This is a genomic window from Serratia sp. BIGb0163 (assembly GCF_024809935.1).
GTDB classification, from domain to species: Bacteria; Pseudomonadota; Gammaproteobacteria; order Enterobacterales; family Enterobacteriaceae; genus Serratia; species Serratia quinivorans.
The window spans coordinates 962,262-978,180 of sequence record NZ_JANUDZ010000001.1; the positions used below are offsets into that span (position 1 = coordinate 962,262).

A 15,919-nucleotide genomic window follows, 5' to 3' on the forward strand; every position below is an offset into this window, starting at 1 on the left:
TTACCACAAACCGAAAAAAGTAGGGGCCCGGCATTGCCGAGCCCCTGAGAGGGTGAGGAATTTACTCTTTAGGGATGGCGGTGCCCCATTCACGCCAGTCTTTTGGCTCTTCCGCATTCAGCATAAAGTGCTTGTGCGGCGTTGACTTCGGCGCCAGCGGAATACTCGGCGGAGTGGCGAAAGCAATGCCGCCGCGAATAAACTGCTGGAAGGTCCCACTCTTGATCACGCCGCCGGTCAGGCCGAACTGCAGGTTGTAGCCGGAAGCCAGCCAGAACACGCTGTTGTTACGCACCAGATACTGGTACTTCTTGCTGATACGCAGCGCGACGTGAATGCGATCGGACATGGCGCCCAGATAGAAGCCTGTCACGGTACCCACTTCGACCCCACGGAACAGTACCGGAGTCCCAATCTGCAACGAGCCGGTTTCGGCGGCGTCGAGGATCACGCTCAGGCCGTCCTGGTAGCGCGAGTCGGTGATCGTAGCCTCTTGCAGTTCAAAGCTGCGTAGCTCGCGCCCACGGCCTGGCTCCACGTTAATATAGGGCTGCAACAGGGTGTCGAGGTTGCTGACCCCGGCGGCGGAAATCTCCGGTGATACTATGGAGAACCGGCTGCCAAGACGGGCGAAGGTCTGCACGTATTCCGGGTACAGTACGGCCTTGACCAGGACTTCATTACGCTCTGGCGCCAATTTTAGCGAATCTACCTGGCCGATATCGATACCGAGATAACGCAGTGGCATGCCTGCCGACACTTTACTGGCGTCGTAAGTTTTCAGGGTTATCTGGCTGCCTACCGCGCGGGCGGCGGTTTCTGTGGCGTACAGCATGCGTTTGGCGCCTTTGCTCAGCGTCACGCCCTGCAAATTATCGAAACTGATAGCCCCTTTCAGCGCCCGGTTGAGCGGTGAAGCCTGCACCGTCAGACCACTGCCGTTCAATTGCACCTTGGCTCCGCCTTCGGCCCAGAAAATGCTTTCACTGGTCAGCAGCTTGCGGTATTCCGGGCTGATATAAACATCAACTTCGAACTCGTTGGCCTTTGGACGCACGTTAACAATCTCGCCCACCTGGAATTTACGGTACAGCACCACCGATCCGGCCTGTACGTCCGGCAGGCTGACGGCGGTCAACGTCAGGGTTGGCGTAGGGCTGTTGCCGATAATACCGGCCTCGGCCTTTTCACTATTGCCATACAGCGGATACTGCCCGACAGGCTCGCCCTTGCTGCCGGGGATGATGCGTACGCCGCCGTCCAGCCACTCTTGCGCGCTGGCCCCCAGCACTTCCATGCCGTCCAGGCCTAGTTTGACGTCGACGCGGCTGTTGACCACGAACTTGCTGTCTTTGTGCAGCAGGCGGCGATATTGGGCATCGATGGCGGCGGTAAATACCACGCCGTTGTCCGTCAGGGCACGACTCATCACCTGACCGACCTTAACGCCGTGCACCACCAGCGGCTGGCCGACGTCAATGCCGTAGCTCTGTGGCGCGTTCAGCGTTACGGTCAGCACGCCCGGCTGTTGCAGCAGGGTTTCGCTGCTGTCCAGCACGTTGAAATGCTGTTGCGGTTCACCCTCGCCCGGTACCAGTTCCAGCGTATTGCCGGTCAGCAACTGGCTGAGTTTGGCGTCGTTAAGGCTCAGGCGTGGGCTGCGCATTACAATCCGCGTGCCGCTGCGCATTAAATCCACCACCGACGGATCGATGGTCAACTCACCGGTGACCTTACTGTCCTGTTGCAGTGTTAGCTTGGTCAGGGTACCTACCTGTAATCCCTGATAAATCAGCGGCGTGCGGTTCTCACTCAGGTTATTGCCGCTCGGCAGATCAAGCGTAATATTCACGCCGCGCTGGCTGTGTGCCAGGTCCGGATACAGGGTATAGCTTTGATCGGCCTTGGCCTGCTGACCATCTAGCGGTGAGTCAAAGGCAATGGCACCGTTGACCAGCGCGGCCAGGCTTTCCATCTGCACCGAAGCACCCGCCAGGCTGAAATCACCCTTGAAGCCCGAGACGTTCCAAAAACGGCTGCTGCCCTTCACCAGATTGGCAAAGCGGCGGTCGATCAGCACGTCGATAGTGACGCCCTTATTGCCTTCGGCGATGGTGTAGTCATAGACCTTACCAACGGGGATCTTGCGGTAATACACCAGCGAACCGGTGTTGAGCGAGCCGAGATCGTCAGCGTGCAGATGAATCATCAGCTCACCGGTGTTCAGCCGATACTTGGGCTGGGTATCGAGCGCGGTGAAGTGGGTCTGAGGTTTCCCAGTGCCCGGCATCATGCCGATATAGTTGCCGCCCACCAGGGCATCCAGGCCAGACACGCCCGCCAGTGAGGCTTTGGGCGTGACCAGCCAAAACTGGGTGCCGTCGCGCAGGGAGTCTTCCAGGTCACTCTTGATGCTGGCTTCGACCACAATGCTGCGCAGATCCTTGCTCAGGCTGATGCTCTGTACGGTGCCTACTTCCACCCCCTGATAACGTACCGGAGTACGCCCGGCGACAATGCCCGCCGCGGACTGGAAATCAATGGTCACCGTGGTGCCGCGTTCCTGGAAATTGTTATAGACCAGCCACCCCGCGATCAGCAGGGCAATAAACGGCAGTAACCAGAATGGCGAAATACGGCGCTTGTTTTTGACCCGCGCTTCAGTCGGTGTATTCGGCGTTTCCTGTTGCATGTGCATCCCAAATCAATCGGCTATCCAGCCACTCTACGGCAAGAATAGTTAAAATAACCGCAGACCCAAAATAAAAGGCTGCCGGCCCCATAGTAAAAGATAACAATTGGTCGCGATTCACCAGCGACATCATTAAAGCAATAACAAACAGATCGAGCATCGACCAACGGCCGATCCAGGTGACCAGACGCAGCAGGCGAATACGGGTTCTCAGGCTGTGCGAGGTCTTGAAATGAATACTCAGCAGCAAGGTGATCAGCACGATGACCTTGGTAAAGGGCACCAATACGCTGGCAATGAACACGATGGCGGCGATCGGTACATTGCCGGAGGTCGCCAGTGAGACCACTCCGGAGAAGATGGTGTCTTCCATTCGTGCGCCATTGGCGTAAATGATGGAGATCGGCATCAGGTTGGCCGGGATCAGTAAAATCATCGCTGCAATCAGCGCCGCCCAGGTTTTTTGCAGGCTGTAGGGCTGCCGATGGCACATCGGAATGTGGCATCGTGGACAGCGACCACGCTGGTCTGGGTAACCGGTGAAATGGCAGGACAGGCAGATATGCAGCGCCGTTGGCAGGCCTTTCGGCTGTTCCTGCGGATAATAGCGTTCCCACAGCTGTTCCAGATTGACGTGGATCAGCGTCAGGATGCTGAGCAGGGTGAGCGCCAGGTAAGCGATCAGCGCACTGCCGGCCTGGATATCGGCGTATTCTTTCACTTTGATTGTCGCCACCGCCATGCCGATCAGGTAAATATCGAGCATCACCCACTCTTTCAAGCGATCGAGCATCAGCAGCACCGGGCGTAGGTTCATGCCCAGTGCGTGGCCGAAACGCAGGTAAAGCAGCGACAGCGCCAGCGTCAGCGGGGCGCCAATAGTGCAAAACGCCACCATGCTGGCGGTGAGAGGATCCCCCTGGTGGCTCATCTGCCAGATGCCTTCCAGCAGGCTGGCGTCAATGCGCACCCCCAGCAGGCGGATGCTGATCAGCGGCTGGCTGAAAGCAAAGGGCATCAACAGCAGCATGGTGACCGCCATGGCGGTCAGTCGGGTCATCGACCAGTCACGGCCACTGACCACCTTGGCATCGCAGCGCGGGCAGTAAGCCGCCTGTTTGCCGCTCAGTGGCGGCAATACAAACAGCAGGTCGCATTCGCAACAGCGCTGGTGGCGTGCTTTGGATAGCGGGCCGGTGATCGCGTGTATTTTCATCATGACAAAAAACTGCCCCAGAGCTCGCCGTATCGATTAGCGTAGCTGAAAAATAAATCTGTCCGTGCCTTATAGGGCCAAGCACCGGGCGGCAAAACAGGGTTTCTGAGCGGCAAACATACCCTGCCCGGTAGGGTTTTGTGAAGCAACAGATGATTAACCTTGTGGCTATACGCATTTAATGCTTATTTTATAGGGCTTAAGACTTGGGCTAGTGGCCTTCTTCACTGTATTAATGGTTAACACATGACAAAAGAACAATTCTACGCGGAATTAAAACGTGATTTGTGCGCGCTGCTCGACGGGGAAACCAACTTTATCGCCGCGTTGTCCAACGCCAGTGCGCTGATCAATGAGCGCCTTGACGACGTTAACTGGGCCGGATTTTACCTGATGGATGGCACCCAACTGGTGCTGGGCCCGTTCCAGGGAAAAATCGCCTGTGTGCGCATTCCGGTTGGCAAAGGAGTATGCGGCAGCGCCGTGGCGGAAAATCGCGTGCAGCGCGTTGGCGATGTCCATGAGTTCCCTGGTCATATCGCCTGCGACGCGGCCAGTAATGCAGAAATTGTGCTGCCGCTCAACGTTGGCGGTCAGATTATCGGCGTTCTCGATATCGACAGCACAGTTTATCAACGTTTCGACGAACAGGACGAAAGGGGCCTGGAAGCAGTGGTGGCGGGGCTTTGCGCGCAGCTGGAACAGTGTGATAGTGCGAAATATGTCACTGTAACGGCAAGTTGATCTACGGTTAACGTGGCATTTACCGATGGCGTCATTATAATGACGCCTGTTCATGCCTGCGCTGGTTGGCAAACCCGTTGTAATCAGGAAATTTCATGGAAAATCAACCTAAGTTGAACTCTAGTAAAGAAGTCATTGCTTTTCTTGCCGAGCGTTTTCCGCTCTGCTTTAGCGCCGAGGGCGAAGCTCGCCCGTTGAAAATCGGTATTTTTCAGGATCTGGTCGAGCGTGTTCAGGGGGAAGAAAACCTAAGCAAAACGCAATTGCGTTCTGCACTGCGCCTGTACACCTCAAGCTGGCGTTACCTGTACGGCGTCAAAGTTGGCGCACAGCGCGTTGATTTGGACGGCAACCCGTGCGGTGAGCTGGAACAGCAGCATGTCGATCATGCCCGTCAACAGCTTGAAGAAGCCAAAGCGCGAGTTCAGGCACAGCGTGCCGAGCAAAACGCCAAAAAACGTGAAGCTGCCGGTGAATCAGCCGCTGCGGAACCTCGTCGTCCACGTCCAGCCGGTAAAAAACCTGCTGCACGTCGCGAAGGCGGAGCCGCTCCGGAGAACCGCAAGCCGCGCCCACAAACTCGCCCACAGCCCGCTCGCCAACCTCGTGAAGTCAAAGAGGAAAGCCAGCAGCGTCGTGTGCCAGTCACGGATATCTCTAAACTGCAAATTGGCCAGGAAATCAAAGTCAGAGCAGGCCAGAGTGCGATGGATGCAACCGTACTTGAAATCGCCAAAGATGGCGTACGTGTGCAGCTCTCTTCCGGTCTGGCGATGATTGTGCGCGCAGAACACTTGCAGTTCTGATACGGAGGCCAACCAAGGCATGAACAAATTTGTCAGATTAACAGCAGTCGCGGGTCTGTTGTGGGCGGGTGTCAGTTACGGAGCGGAACCAGCCAACATCCGCATCGATCAACTGCCTCAGCTGCAGCAGGAACCGCAACATGCCACTGTGAGTGAGCGCGTAACTTCGCGCTTCACTCGCTCTCATTACCGTCAGTTTAGCCTCGACGCGGACTTTTCAGGCAAGATCTTCGATCGTTACCTGAATATGCTGGACTACAGCCATAACGTGCTGCTGGCCTCCGACGTAGCGCAATTCGCCAACAAGCGCAATCAGCTGGGCGAAGAACTGAAAAGCGGTAAGCTCGATACGCCATACGCGCTGTACAATCTGGCGCAGAAACGCCGTTTTGAGCGTTACACCTATGCATTGTCGCTGCTGGAAAAGCCAATGAGCTTCACCGGCAACGACACTATTGATCTCGACCGCAGCAAAGCGCCGTGGCCGAAAGACAAGGCCGAACTGGACGCGCTGTGGAATGCGAAAGTCAAATATGACGAGCTGAACCTCAAGCTGACCGGCAAGACCGACAAGGAAATTCGTGAAACGCTGACCAAGCGCTATCAGTTTGCCATCAAGCGCCTGACGCAAAGCAACAGCGAAGACGTTTTCCAGCTGGCGATGAATGCCTTTGCGCATGAAATCGACCCGCATACCAATTATCTCTCCCCACGCAATACCGAACAGTTCAATACCGAGATGAGCCTGTCGCTGGAAGGTATCGGTGCGGTGTTGCAGATGGATGACGATTACACCCTGATCAACTCCATGGTGCCAGGTGGCCCGGCGGCGAAGAGCAAAGCGATCACCGTGGGTGACCGTATTGTCGGCGTTGGCCAGGCGGGCAAGCCTGTGGTCGATGTGATCGGCTGGCGTCTGGACGACGTGGTTTCCCTGATTAAAGGGCCGAAGGGCAGCAAGGTGCGCCTGGAGATCCTGCCGGCCGGCAAGGGCACTAAAACCCGAGTGGTCACCTTGACCCGTGAGCGTATCCGTCTGGAAGACCGCGCGGTGAAAATGACCATCAAGACCGTCGGCAAAGAGAAAGTCGCGGTGATGGACATTCCGGGCTTCTACGTAGGCCTGACCGATGACGTGAAAGTTCAGTTGCAGAAGATGGCCAAGCAGAACGTCAAGAGTCTGATCATCGACCTGCGCACTAACGGCGGCGGCGCACTGACCGAAGCGGTTTCGCTGTCCGGTCTGTTCATTCCGAGCGGCCCGGTAGTGCAGGTACGTGACAACAACGGTAAAGTGCGTGAAGACGCGGACACCGACGGCGTGACCTATTACAAGGGGCCGCTGGTGGTACTGGTTGACCGTTTCAGCGCCTCGGCTTCGGAGATCTTCGCCGCGGCAATGCAGGACTATGGTCGCGCGCTGATCGTCGGTGAACCGACCTTCGGGAAAGGCACCGTGCAGCAGTATCGCTCGCTGAACCGCATTTACGATCAGATGCTGCGTCCGGAGTGGCCGGCGTTGGGGTCGGTGCAATACACCATACAGAAGTTCTACCGCGTTAACGGCGGCAGTACCCAACGTAAGGGGGTTACCCCGGATATCCTGATGCCAAGCGGCATTGATCCGGCGGAAACCGGTGAAGCGTTTGAAGATAACGCTATGCCGTGGGACAGCATCAATGCGGCGACCTACACCAAAACCGGTGACATGAAGCCGTTTGAGCCTGAACTGCTGAAGGATCATGAGCAGCGTATCGCCAAGGATCCTGAGTTCCAGTACATCGCGCAGGATATCGCTCATTACAAGGCGCTGAAGGACAAGCGTAACATCGTCTCACTCAATCTGGTTCAGCGCGAGAAAGAGAACCACGATGATGACGCTACCCGTCTGCAACGTGTTAATGATCGCCTGCAGCGCGCCGGTAAAAAGCCGCTGAAGGCCCTGGAAGATTTGCCGAAGGATTACCAGGAACCTGACCCATATCTGGATGAAACCGTGCACATCGCATTGGATCTGGCGCACCTTGATCCGGCGCAGCCGGCGGCGGCGAAATAACGCAGCCGAGTCTCAGTAAATGAAAAGCGCACCTTCGGGTGCGTTTTTTAATGGGCGCTCCTGGCGGTATTGAATAACCCACATCGTTAATTTTACGCAAAAAAATTCCCACCGTTTTGCGCAACAATCGTTTACAATTTGAAAAGTATTGCTTGAGCGCCGTTTTTGTAAAGTTTCGTATTTTTAGTAGGTTAATGGCGTGCAACTCTTGAAACTGTGACGAATGCCCATACCATCTAGGGTATCCGAGGCAGCGTTTTGTTAACATTTATGAGGAAGTAAACATTTTATGATGCGTATAGCTCTGTTCCTGCTCACCAACCTGGCGGTGATGTTGGTTTTCGGGCTGGTGCTCAGCCTGACAGGAATCCAATCCAGTAGCGTTCAGGGCCTGATGATCATGGCCGGTCTGTTCGGCTTCGGCGGTTCGTTTGTTTCACTGCTGATGTCCAAATGGATGGCGCTGCGCTCCGTCGGCGGGGAAGTGATTGAACAACCGCGTAACGAGACCGAAAACTGGCTGCTGGAAACGGTACGCCGTCAGTCGCAGCAGGCAGGCATTGCCATGCCGCAGGTGGCTATTTATCACGCACCAGACATTAACGCCTTCGCCACCGGTGCGCGCCGTAATGCGTCTCTGGTCGCCGTCAGCACCGGCCTGCTGCAAAGCATGAGCCGTGATGAAGCGGAAGCGGTTATTGCCCACGAAATCAGCCACGTTGCCAATGGCGACATGGTCACCATGACGCTGATCCAGGGCATCGTGAACACCTTCGTGATCTTCATCTCACGACTGATCGCACAGGCCGCCGCCGGCTTCCTGGGCAACCGTGACGGCGAAGGGGAAGGCAACGGCAACCCGATGATCTACTTCGGCGTGTCGATGGTTCTGGAGCTGGTATTCGGCATCCTGGCCAGCATTATCACCATGTGGTTCTCGCGTCATCGTGAGTTCTACGCCGATGCAGGTTCCGCCAAACTGGTGGGCCGCGAGAAGATGATCGCGGCGCTGCAACGGCTGAAAACCAGTTATGAACCGCAGGAAGCGGGCAACATGATGGCGTTCTGCATCAACGGCAAATCCAAGTCGTTCAGCGAACTGTTCATGTCGCACCCGCCACTCGATAAACGTATCGAAGCGCTGCGTTCAGGTCAGTACCTGAAGTAACCTTCAGAAAGTAAAAAACCCCGGTTTCCGGGGTTTTTTTATGTCCGCTATTTGGCTTGCTGACTGCTTGGCTCCGCTTGCGCACGTGGTTGGGTAATGCGCAAGCTGCTGACCGCTGCCGCCAGGGTGGCGAAGGTACCGGCCAGAATCAATGAGGCATGAGTGCCGGAGGTGGGGAACAGGTTGAACATTAACGCCACCAGCGCGGCTCCCGAGGTCTGACCCAACAGCCGGGCGGTGCCCAGCATGCCGCTGGCACCTCCGCTGCGGTTGCGCGGGGCGGCGGAAATAATAGTGTGGTTATTCGGTGACTGAAACAGCCCAAAACCGGCACCGCACAGCACCATACGCCAGATGATATCCAGGTCTGAAGGGTTTTGCGGCAGCAGCGCCAACAAAAACAGGCCCAGTGCAAACACCGCCAGACCGATACAGCCTAACAATCCGGCATGAATGCGCTCCACCAGTCGTCCTGCAAGCGGTGCCATGACGATTATCGCCAAAGGCCAGGGCGTCAGCAGCAACCCGGTGGCGACCTCATCACGTCCCAGCGTGCTTTGCAGGAAGAACGGCAATGAGACCATCGCCAGCATCTGCGCGGTGAACGAACAGATCGAGGTGCCCATCGACAGGGCGAAAATCGGGATGCGCAGCAGGTCGACCGGCAGCAGTGGGAACTCCTGACGCAGTTGGCGACGAACAAAGAAGAGGCCAATCACCAGCAGCGCGGCGATTTCGCTGAAAATCAGCGTCAGGCTCTGGCCCTGGGCAAAGCCGCTGATGGCGGTGATCAGCAGCCCAAAGGTCAGGGCATTCATCACCGCACTGGTCGGATCAAAGCGCTGATTAGTACTTTTTTGGCTATTGCCGGGCAGGTACTTCATCCCCAGCAGTAACGCGACGATACCAATCGGCAGGTTAATCGCGAACAGCCATTGCCAGGAGGCCACCGACAGGATCGCCGCCGCCACCGTAGGCCCGGCGGCCGAGGAGAAGGCGACAATCAGCGAGTTGATGCCCATACCGCGCCCGAGAAACCGCTGCGGATAGATAATGCGGATCAACGCCGTGTTGACGCTCATGATGGCGGCGGCACCAAAGCCCTGCAGCACGCGGGCAATGGTCAGCGTCGTCAGCGAGTCTGACAGGGCGCAGAACAGCGAAGTAATGCTGAACACCAACAGGCCTGCCTGATAGATGCGACGATAGCCAATCAGGTCGCCGAGCGAGGCCAACGACAGTAGTGAAATGGTGATCGCCAACTGGTAGGCGTTAACCACCCAGATGGAGCTGGCCGGGCTGGCATTCAGATCGCGCGCGATGGTCGGTAGTGCCACGTTGGCAATCGCGCCATCGAGCACCGAAACGGTGATGCCCAGGGCAATGGCGAGGATAGCCCCGTAGCGTTGTGGGACGGGGAGGCCATCAGTACAAGAACGCATGTTGCTCTCGAAGGTATTAATCCGGGGGAGTATTACCATGCTAATCATATTCGTCTGTGATTGCACCCGCAGTTTCCTGCGCAATTGTAATAACCTATCACTGCAGAGTGCCGAAGCCCCTCTGGCATTTGTCCCCGGGGCAGATTGCGTGCTCTCTGGGGTACCGCGTATACTGAAACCCTTGTTCAAATTTCTTAAAACAGAAAATGCCGGATAGGATATTGACTATGGTTAACGCAGACTCAGATAAACAACCGGATGCAGTTTCATCCGTACTGAAGGTATTCGGTATCTTGCAGGCGCTGGGTGAGGAACGCGAGATCGGCATTACTGAGCTTTCCCAGCGGGTGATGATGTCCAAGAGCACCGTCTACCGTTTTCTGCAGACCATGAAGTCATTGGGCTATGTTTCGCAGGAGGGTGAGTCGGAAAAATACGCGCTCACGCTCAAGCTGTTTGAACTGGGGGCCAAGTCACTGCAAAGCGTCGATCTGATCCGCAGCGCCGATATCCAGATGCGCGAACTGTCGAGCCACACCCGCGAAGCTATTCACCTCGGGGCGCTGGATGAGGACAGTATTGTCTATATCCATAAAATCGATGCCATGTATAACCTGCGTATGTATTCGCGTATTGGTCGTCGCAACCCGCTGCACAGTACGGCGATCGGTAAAGTGCTGTTAGCCTGGCGCGACCGGGCTGAAGTGGCGCAAATCCTGTCAAAAATTGAGTTTACCCGCAGCACCCCGAACACCCTGACCGATGCCGCGGCCTTGATGTCGCAACTGGAGCAGGTGCGTGAGCAGGGGGTGGGTGAAGATATCGAAGAGCAGGAAGAAGGGTTGCGCTGCATTGCGGTGCCGGTGTTTGACCGTTTTGGCGTGGTAACCGCCGGTCTGAGTATCTCGTTCCCGTCCATTCGTTACTCGGAAGATGCCAAAGCCGATTACGTCAAACGTCTGCATACCGCCGCCCGCAACATTTCCGAGCAAATGGGTTATCACCACTACCCATTCTGATCCCGCGGGTTCGAATAATTCATGGCGTTGCCAGTTATGGGCAGCGCTTTTTTTATTTTAGATTTAGCGGTTTTTCAGACGTAAAAAAACCGGGGCCTGCTTCAGCCCCGGTTTTTTAATGCCGCCGAAATTTACTGGTGAGCCAGTTCCACTTCGTCTTCGCTGTCCATAATGGACTTGTCGGTTTGCTTCATCAACTGACTGGTGATGGTACCGGCAGCCATAGAGCCGTTGACGTTCAGTGCGGTACGGCCCATGTCGATCAGCGGTTCAACCGAGATCAGCAGCGCAACCAGCGTAACTGGCAGGCCCATCGCCGGTAGCACGATCAGCGCGGCGAAAGTCGCACCGCCACCGACACCGGCAACGCCGGCGGAGCTGATGGTGACGATACCGACCAGGGTGGCGATCCACACCGGGTCCAGCGGATTAATACCGACGGTTGGGGCTACCATTACCGCCAGCATGGCCGGGTAGAGACCGGCACAGCCGTTCTGGCCGATAGTGGCACCAAACGAGGCCGAGAAGCTGGCAATGGATTCCGGTACGCCCAAACGACGGGTCTGCGCTTCCACGTTCAGTGGAATGCTGGCGGCGCTGGAGCGGCTGGTAAAGGCGAAGGTGATCACCGGCCATACTTTGCGGAAGAACTTCAACGGGTTAACGCCGGTGAAGGCCAGCAGGGCGGCGTGCACGGCAAACATGATCGCCAGACCCAGATAGGAGGCGACGACGAAGCTACCCAGTTTGATGATGTCGTGGACGTTAGAGCCGGCGACCACGTTGGTCATCAGTGCCAGTACGCCGTACGGAGTCAGTTTCATCACCAGACGCACCAGCTTCATTACCCAGGCCTGCAGGGTATCGATCGCCACCAACACGCGTTCGCCTTTAGGCTTGTCGTCTTTCAGCAACTGCAGCGACGCCACGCCGAGGAAGGTCGCGAAGATCACCACGCTGATGATTGAGGTCGGGCTGGCCCCGGTCAGATCGGCAAACGGGTTTTTAGGAATGAAGGACAGCACCATCTGCGGTACGGTCAGGTCGGCCAGTTTACCGACGTAGTTGCTTTGGATCGCTGACAGACGCGCGCTTTCTTGCGCCCCTTGCACCAGACCCTCGGCGGTCAGACCAAACAGGTTGGTCACCAGCACGCCCACTAGCGCCGAAATCAGCGTGGTGAACAGCAGGGTGCCGATAGTCAGGAAGCTGATTTTCCCCAGAGAAGAGGCGTTGTGCAGCTTGGCGACCGCGCTCAGAATTGAGGCGAACACCAGCGGCATCACAATCATTTGCAGCAGTTGCACATAGCCGTTACCGACAATGTTGAACCAGCTGATGGATTCTTTCAGTACCGGGTTGTCCGAGCCGTACACCAGTTGCAGCGCCAGACCGAACACCACGCCCATGACCAGGCCGACCAGTACTTTTTTCGCCAGGCTCCATTGCTTATGACGGCTTTGCGCCAACAGCAAAAGGAGGGCGACAAAAATCACCACGTTAATAACCAGCGGAAGATTCATCCCCAATGTCTCCAATTATTTTTTCTTATATAAAAATGGCTATGCACCAAGGCGTAGCGATACTAAATATCGTAACAGTTTGCGTAACGGCTCACTTATATCCAAATGGAATTTGATATAACTTTGTTGACTGATTTGTTTAATTAATAGTCTTTGCGAATATTAAATGGCCGTTTTTTTGTGATCACAGTCTGATATTTTTTATTTGTTCAAAATAGGACTGCACCGGAAGGGTGCAACCGCCTTGCCAGTAGATCGCAAAAGCCACCAGACACAGGCACAGAGCGCGCTCGAGTTGGTTGCCTTTCTGAGAATTTAGCAGCGGCAGGCGAAAACGCCAGCGACAGGGCCAAAGCAAGGGCACGCCGGCGGGGGTGAGCATATCTGCCAACAGGTGGCTGAAGTAACCGATAATCATCGCATGCAGGACATCCGGCGGGATCGGCCAACTGCGTGGCACGTCAAGCTGGAACAGTGCCATGCCACCGGCGATCGCCAGCAGGCTATGAGTAAAACCACGATGGCCGAAGGCGCGTGAAATAGGAATGGCGATCCAGCGCAGGCGCTGGCCTAACACCGATTTGGGGTGATCGATATCAGGCAGCAACGAAGTCAGCAGAGCGGCGGGGATAATATGCCACCAGTCGCCGGTAGCAAGCGATGGTGTCACCTCAGCCTTCTTGGCGAAAATCGCGCAAGCGACAGAGAAAATAAGATGTCCTTCCGCGGTCATACTGCAATTCCGGCTGATAAACTGTTAATTTATCCAGTATATGGGAAAATTCCCAGTAGTGGAAGCAGTTACCCTGTAACCAATTGTTTATTTTATACGGTTTTACAACGGCTTGTTTGGTCAGTGTTAAAGGGGGATGCATTTTTTTATCTGGTAAGGCTGATGGAGGAAGAAAGCTCCGGACGACAGGATCAGGTTGCGTGGCAGTGACAGCCTGTGCCGATCGCCCGGCGCTTTCTTATTGCCCTAGCATAGAGAGAGCGGCAGGCTAACTCAATATAAATGAAATAGCGTTTTATTTATTTTATGACGTAATGCGCTATTTTGAAATTAAGCGGTGATGGGGCTTAAAGGGGATGAGTAACGGCACCGGGAGCAGACCGATGCCGTGAAGATTAGGCCAGGTGATCAGGTGTCAGCTGTTCCAGCGTTTCGAGCTTATGGTCGGCCAATGCCCAGCGCGCATCGTTGCGATACTCGTGCGCCGGGATAACGATCGAACGCATTCTGGCGGCTTTGGTGGCAATCATGCCGTTGAATGAATCTTCCAAAGTGATACAGCGCAGTGGATCACTGCCGAGACGTTCGGCGGCAATCAGATACACTTCGGGGTGCGGCTTGCTGTAAGGCAGATATTCGGCGGAAACCAATTGGTCAAAGTAGCCTTCAAGGTCAAACATCTGCAGAACCTGTTGCTGCATGTGCAGCGGCGAAGCTGAGGCCAGGCCGATATTCAGATCCAGACTGCGGCACAGCTCCAGCGCCTGCTGCACGCCCGGCAACAGCGGCTGTTTTTCACGTACCAGTTCTATGGCGCGTTCGATGATCCGCGCTGAGACTTCTTCCTGCGAAACCCCTTGCCACGGCATGGCCTGGTACCACATTTTCACCACCAGATCGATGCGCAGACCCAGGGTGTCCGGTAGCTTGTGGCGGTCAGACAAATCCAGCCCCAGTGCGCCAAAGATATCCAGTTCCGCCTGTAACCACAGGGGTTCTGAATCGATCAATAAACCATCCATATCAAAAATAGCGGTTTCAATGCGTTGCGAATAGGCCATTAGCGGTTAACTCCTTGCCGGCGCCGGTGAATGTGGCCAACACTTTATCATCGCTGACGGTGAGACTAAAACTTTTGCCTGCCGGGCTGAGCCCGGCCAAAGCGCAGGATACGCCACACTTCCCGCAATTTTAACCACCAACGCTGATGTTGGCGCTCGGTGACCTGCTGTAGCATGCGCGCATAGTCCAGCACCAATCCTGGCGTCCAGGTCATGCTTTCGCCACGGCTGCGCAGCACCGCCAGCATCCACAGGTTGGGATCGAGCACCAGCAACAGAAAACGGCGCCACAGATGCTTATCGCCCAGTACGCCCTCCAGCGCGCTGTCGAGTGCCCGAATCACCGTGGTGGAACAGTTGCGACGGGTCAGGTTATAGGTGGTGTCCTGCTGATAGTGCTGCCAGAAAGTGCGCAGCGCCGCGGGGTTATAGCGGTGAAACTGGATTTTTTTGTCCGGTGGGCACCAGGCAGCCACCTCTTGTTGCAGGCCCGGCAGAAAACGGCCGTCGACGTTGTTTTGCTCGCCGGAATGCAGCAACTGGCGAAAATCCTGTGCGGAGTGGCTGATATCGTTAAGCGGATAGTGGCTAATATACAGATCCGGATCGAGCGCCAGAGCGGCATGACCGGTGGAAATATTACCGCCGCCGTCTACCGCAGCGATGTAGCGGTCGACGATGTAACGTCGGCGCGCGTCCTTTGCCGAACCTATTGGCGTCCAGACGTAAACGCTGAGCGGGGTGATATCATGCGTCCATTGTGGTTCGGGCTGACCCTGATCCTGATTCTGATTCAGCGAAAAGCTTTCCAGTCGCCGTGCAATACGCAGCAGCGCCCAACCGGAAAGCAGGATCATTACGCCGAGGCAAAAGGGTACCGTCATCCGGTGCGGCACCGGCCAGCCGACGAAAATCATCAGCGACAGCAGAATTTCGCCGCTGCCGGCCAGCGCTACCGGTTTCCATCGGCTGTGCTGGATCACCGTGGAGGAGGCGATACGTACCGCACCGTCAAGCAACAGTGCGCTGCCAAACACCAGCGTGGCGACGATGTTATCGTCTGCGGGCACGTCCAGTATCAAAAAGGCCATAAACAAGAAGCTCAGCCCTTTCAGCAGCACCGGTCGGCTGGCGGCAGAGCCAATCACCAACGCGGCGGATATCGCCACCAGCCCCTCCAGCGCCAGTATTACCGCCAAGGCATCTAACGCCAGCACCGAACGACCATCTTGCAACACATCAAACAGCATTAGCACGCCCACGCAGATCCACAACCAGCCGAACAGCATCAGCAGGCGGCGCTGGCCGTGCAGCGCCTGTGCGCCCAGCAATAAGATAATCAGCCGAATCATGGCGGCTCCTGTTTAAACGGATTGATTTAACTATATAACTATTTAATGGTAACGCGCGGTCATCGTTAAGCTGTTGATTTCGGATAATCCCGGCTACGCTTGTAGCA

Annotated in this window: 12 protein-coding genes; 5 read left to right on the top strand and 7 right to left on the bottom strand. The window is 55.9% G+C overall.

The genetic code is table 11. From position 1 onward, the window contains the following. Positions 1–61: 61 nt before the first annotated feature. Both M2406_RS04745 and yebS read right to left on the bottom strand, forming a co-directional pair. Entirely contained in the window at positions 62–2,692 is a 2,631-nt protein-coding gene (locus M2406_RS04745; protein ID WP_017892611.1) for a PqiB family protein, read from the bottom strand. Beyond that, positions 2,661–3,908: a membrane integrity lipid transport subunit YebS gene (yebS, locus tag M2406_RS04750; RefSeq protein ID WP_026142343.1), complete on the bottom strand. Its 1,248-nt coding sequence runs from the start codon at positions 3,906–3,908 to the stop codon at positions 2,661–2,663. Before yebS ends, M2406_RS04745 begins: the two co-directional genes overlap by 32 nt. A gap of 246 nt (positions 3,909–4,154) precedes the next feature. Here yebS and M2406_RS04755 point away from each other — a divergent pair, with 246 nt between their 5' ends. The 4 genes from M2406_RS04755 (at position 4,155) to htpX (ending at position 8,682) form a co-directional block, all read left to right on the top strand. After that, entirely contained in the window at positions 4,155–4,652 is a 498-nt protein-coding gene (locus tag M2406_RS04755) for a GAF domain-containing protein (protein WP_259188941.1), read from the top strand. A 95-nt stretch (positions 4,653–4,747) separates the two neighbouring features. Next, positions 4,748–5,458, top strand: coding sequence for an RNA chaperone ProQ (gene proQ / locus M2406_RS04760; protein WP_012144854.1), 711 nt, complete (start codon positions 4,748–4,750; stop codon positions 5,456–5,458). A gap of 19 nt (positions 5,459–5,477) precedes the next feature. Then, positions 5,478–7,514 (top strand): carboxy terminal-processing peptidase, encoded by a 2,037-nt coding sequence (prc, locus tag M2406_RS04765; protein ID WP_259188942.1) that lies wholly within the window; start codon positions 5,478–5,480, stop codon positions 7,512–7,514. A gap of 289 nt (positions 7,515–7,803) precedes the next feature. Further along, positions 7,804–8,682, top strand: coding sequence for a protease HtpX (gene htpX, locus M2406_RS04770; RefSeq protein WP_012144856.1), 879 nt, complete (start codon positions 7,804–7,806; stop codon positions 8,680–8,682). Between the two features lie 47 nt (positions 8,683–8,729). Here the strand turns inward: htpX and M2406_RS04775 are convergent, their stop codons facing one another. After that, positions 8,730–10,124: an MFS transporter gene (locus M2406_RS04775; protein WP_259188944.1), complete on the bottom strand. Its 1,395-nt coding sequence runs from the start codon at positions 10,122–10,124 to the stop codon at positions 8,730–8,732. Between the two features lie 227 nt (positions 10,125–10,351). On the opposite strand from M2406_RS04775, the gene kdgR reads away from it, so the two are divergent. Then, positions 10,352–11,143: a DNA-binding transcriptional regulator KdgR gene (gene kdgR, locus M2406_RS04780; RefSeq protein WP_012144858.1), complete on the top strand. Its 792-nt coding sequence runs from the start codon at positions 10,352–10,354 to the stop codon at positions 11,141–11,143. Between the two features lie 131 nt (positions 11,144–11,274). On the opposite strand, the gene M2406_RS04785 is transcribed toward kdgR, so the two are convergent. From M2406_RS04785 to M2406_RS04800, 4 genes are all read right to left on the bottom strand, one after another. Continuing rightward, on the bottom strand, positions 11,275–12,666 hold the full coding sequence (locus M2406_RS04785) for an L-cystine transporter (RefSeq protein ID WP_259188947.1): 1,392 nt from the start codon (positions 12,664–12,666) through the stop codon (positions 11,275–11,277). A 184-nt stretch (positions 12,667–12,850) separates the two neighbouring features. Next, complete coding sequence (locus M2406_RS04790; RefSeq protein ID WP_112363171.1) at positions 12,851–13,399, bottom strand: metal-dependent hydrolase; 549 nt, start codon at positions 13,397–13,399, stop codon at positions 12,851–12,853. A 395-nt stretch (positions 13,400–13,794) separates the two neighbouring features. Beyond that, on the bottom strand, positions 13,795–14,460 hold the full coding sequence (hxpB, locus tag M2406_RS04795; RefSeq protein ID WP_135344375.1) for a hexitol phosphatase HxpB: 666 nt from the start codon (positions 14,458–14,460) through the stop codon (positions 13,795–13,797). Positions 14,461–14,525: 65 nt separating this feature from the next. Then, positions 14,526–15,812, bottom strand: coding sequence for an HdeD family acid-resistance protein (locus M2406_RS04800; RefSeq protein ID WP_259188949.1), 1,287 nt, complete (start codon positions 15,810–15,812; stop codon positions 14,526–14,528). Positions 15,813–15,919 lie beyond the last annotated feature (107 nt).

Excerpts from the sequence above, each read along its gene's own strand:
- M2406_RS04790 (WP_112363171.1), bottom strand. The coding sequence starts at position 13,399 with ATGACCGCGGAAGGACATCTTATTTTCTCTGTCGCTTGCGCGATTTTC.
- proQ (WP_012144854.1), top strand. The coding sequence starts at position 4,748 with ATGGAAAATCAACCTAAGTTGAACTCTAGTAAAGAAGTCATTGCTTTT.
- kdgR (WP_012144858.1), top strand. The coding sequence starts at position 10,352 with ATGGTTAACGCAGACTCAGATAAACAACCGGATGCAGTTTCATCCGTA.
- M2406_RS04775 (WP_259188944.1), bottom strand. The coding sequence starts at position 10,124 with ATGCGTTCTTGTACTGATGGCCTCCCCGTCCCACAACGCTACGGGGCT.
- M2406_RS04745 (WP_017892611.1), bottom strand. The coding sequence starts at position 2,692 with ATGCAACAGGAAACGCCGAATACACCGACTGAAGCGCGGGTCAAAAAC.
- yebS (WP_026142343.1), bottom strand. The coding sequence starts at position 3,908 with ATGAAAATACACGCGATCACCGGCCCGCTATCCAAAGCACGCCACCAG.
- M2406_RS04755 (WP_259188941.1), top strand. The coding sequence starts at position 4,155 with ATGACAAAAGAACAATTCTACGCGGAATTAAAACGTGATTTGTGCGCG.
- M2406_RS04785 (WP_259188947.1), bottom strand. The coding sequence starts at position 12,666 with ATGAATCTTCCGCTGGTTATTAACGTGGTGATTTTTGTCGCCCTCCTT.
- htpX (WP_012144856.1), top strand. The coding sequence starts at position 7,804 with ATGATGCGTATAGCTCTGTTCCTGCTCACCAACCTGGCGGTGATGTTG.
- prc (WP_259188942.1), top strand. The coding sequence starts at position 5,478 with ATGAACAAATTTGTCAGATTAACAGCAGTCGCGGGTCTGTTGTGGGCG.
- hxpB (WP_135344375.1), bottom strand. The coding sequence starts at position 14,460 with ATGGCCTATTCGCAACGCATTGAAACCGCTATTTTTGATATGGATGGT.
- M2406_RS04800 (WP_259188949.1), bottom strand. The coding sequence starts at position 15,812 with ATGATTCGGCTGATTATCTTATTGCTGGGCGCACAGGCGCTGCACGGC.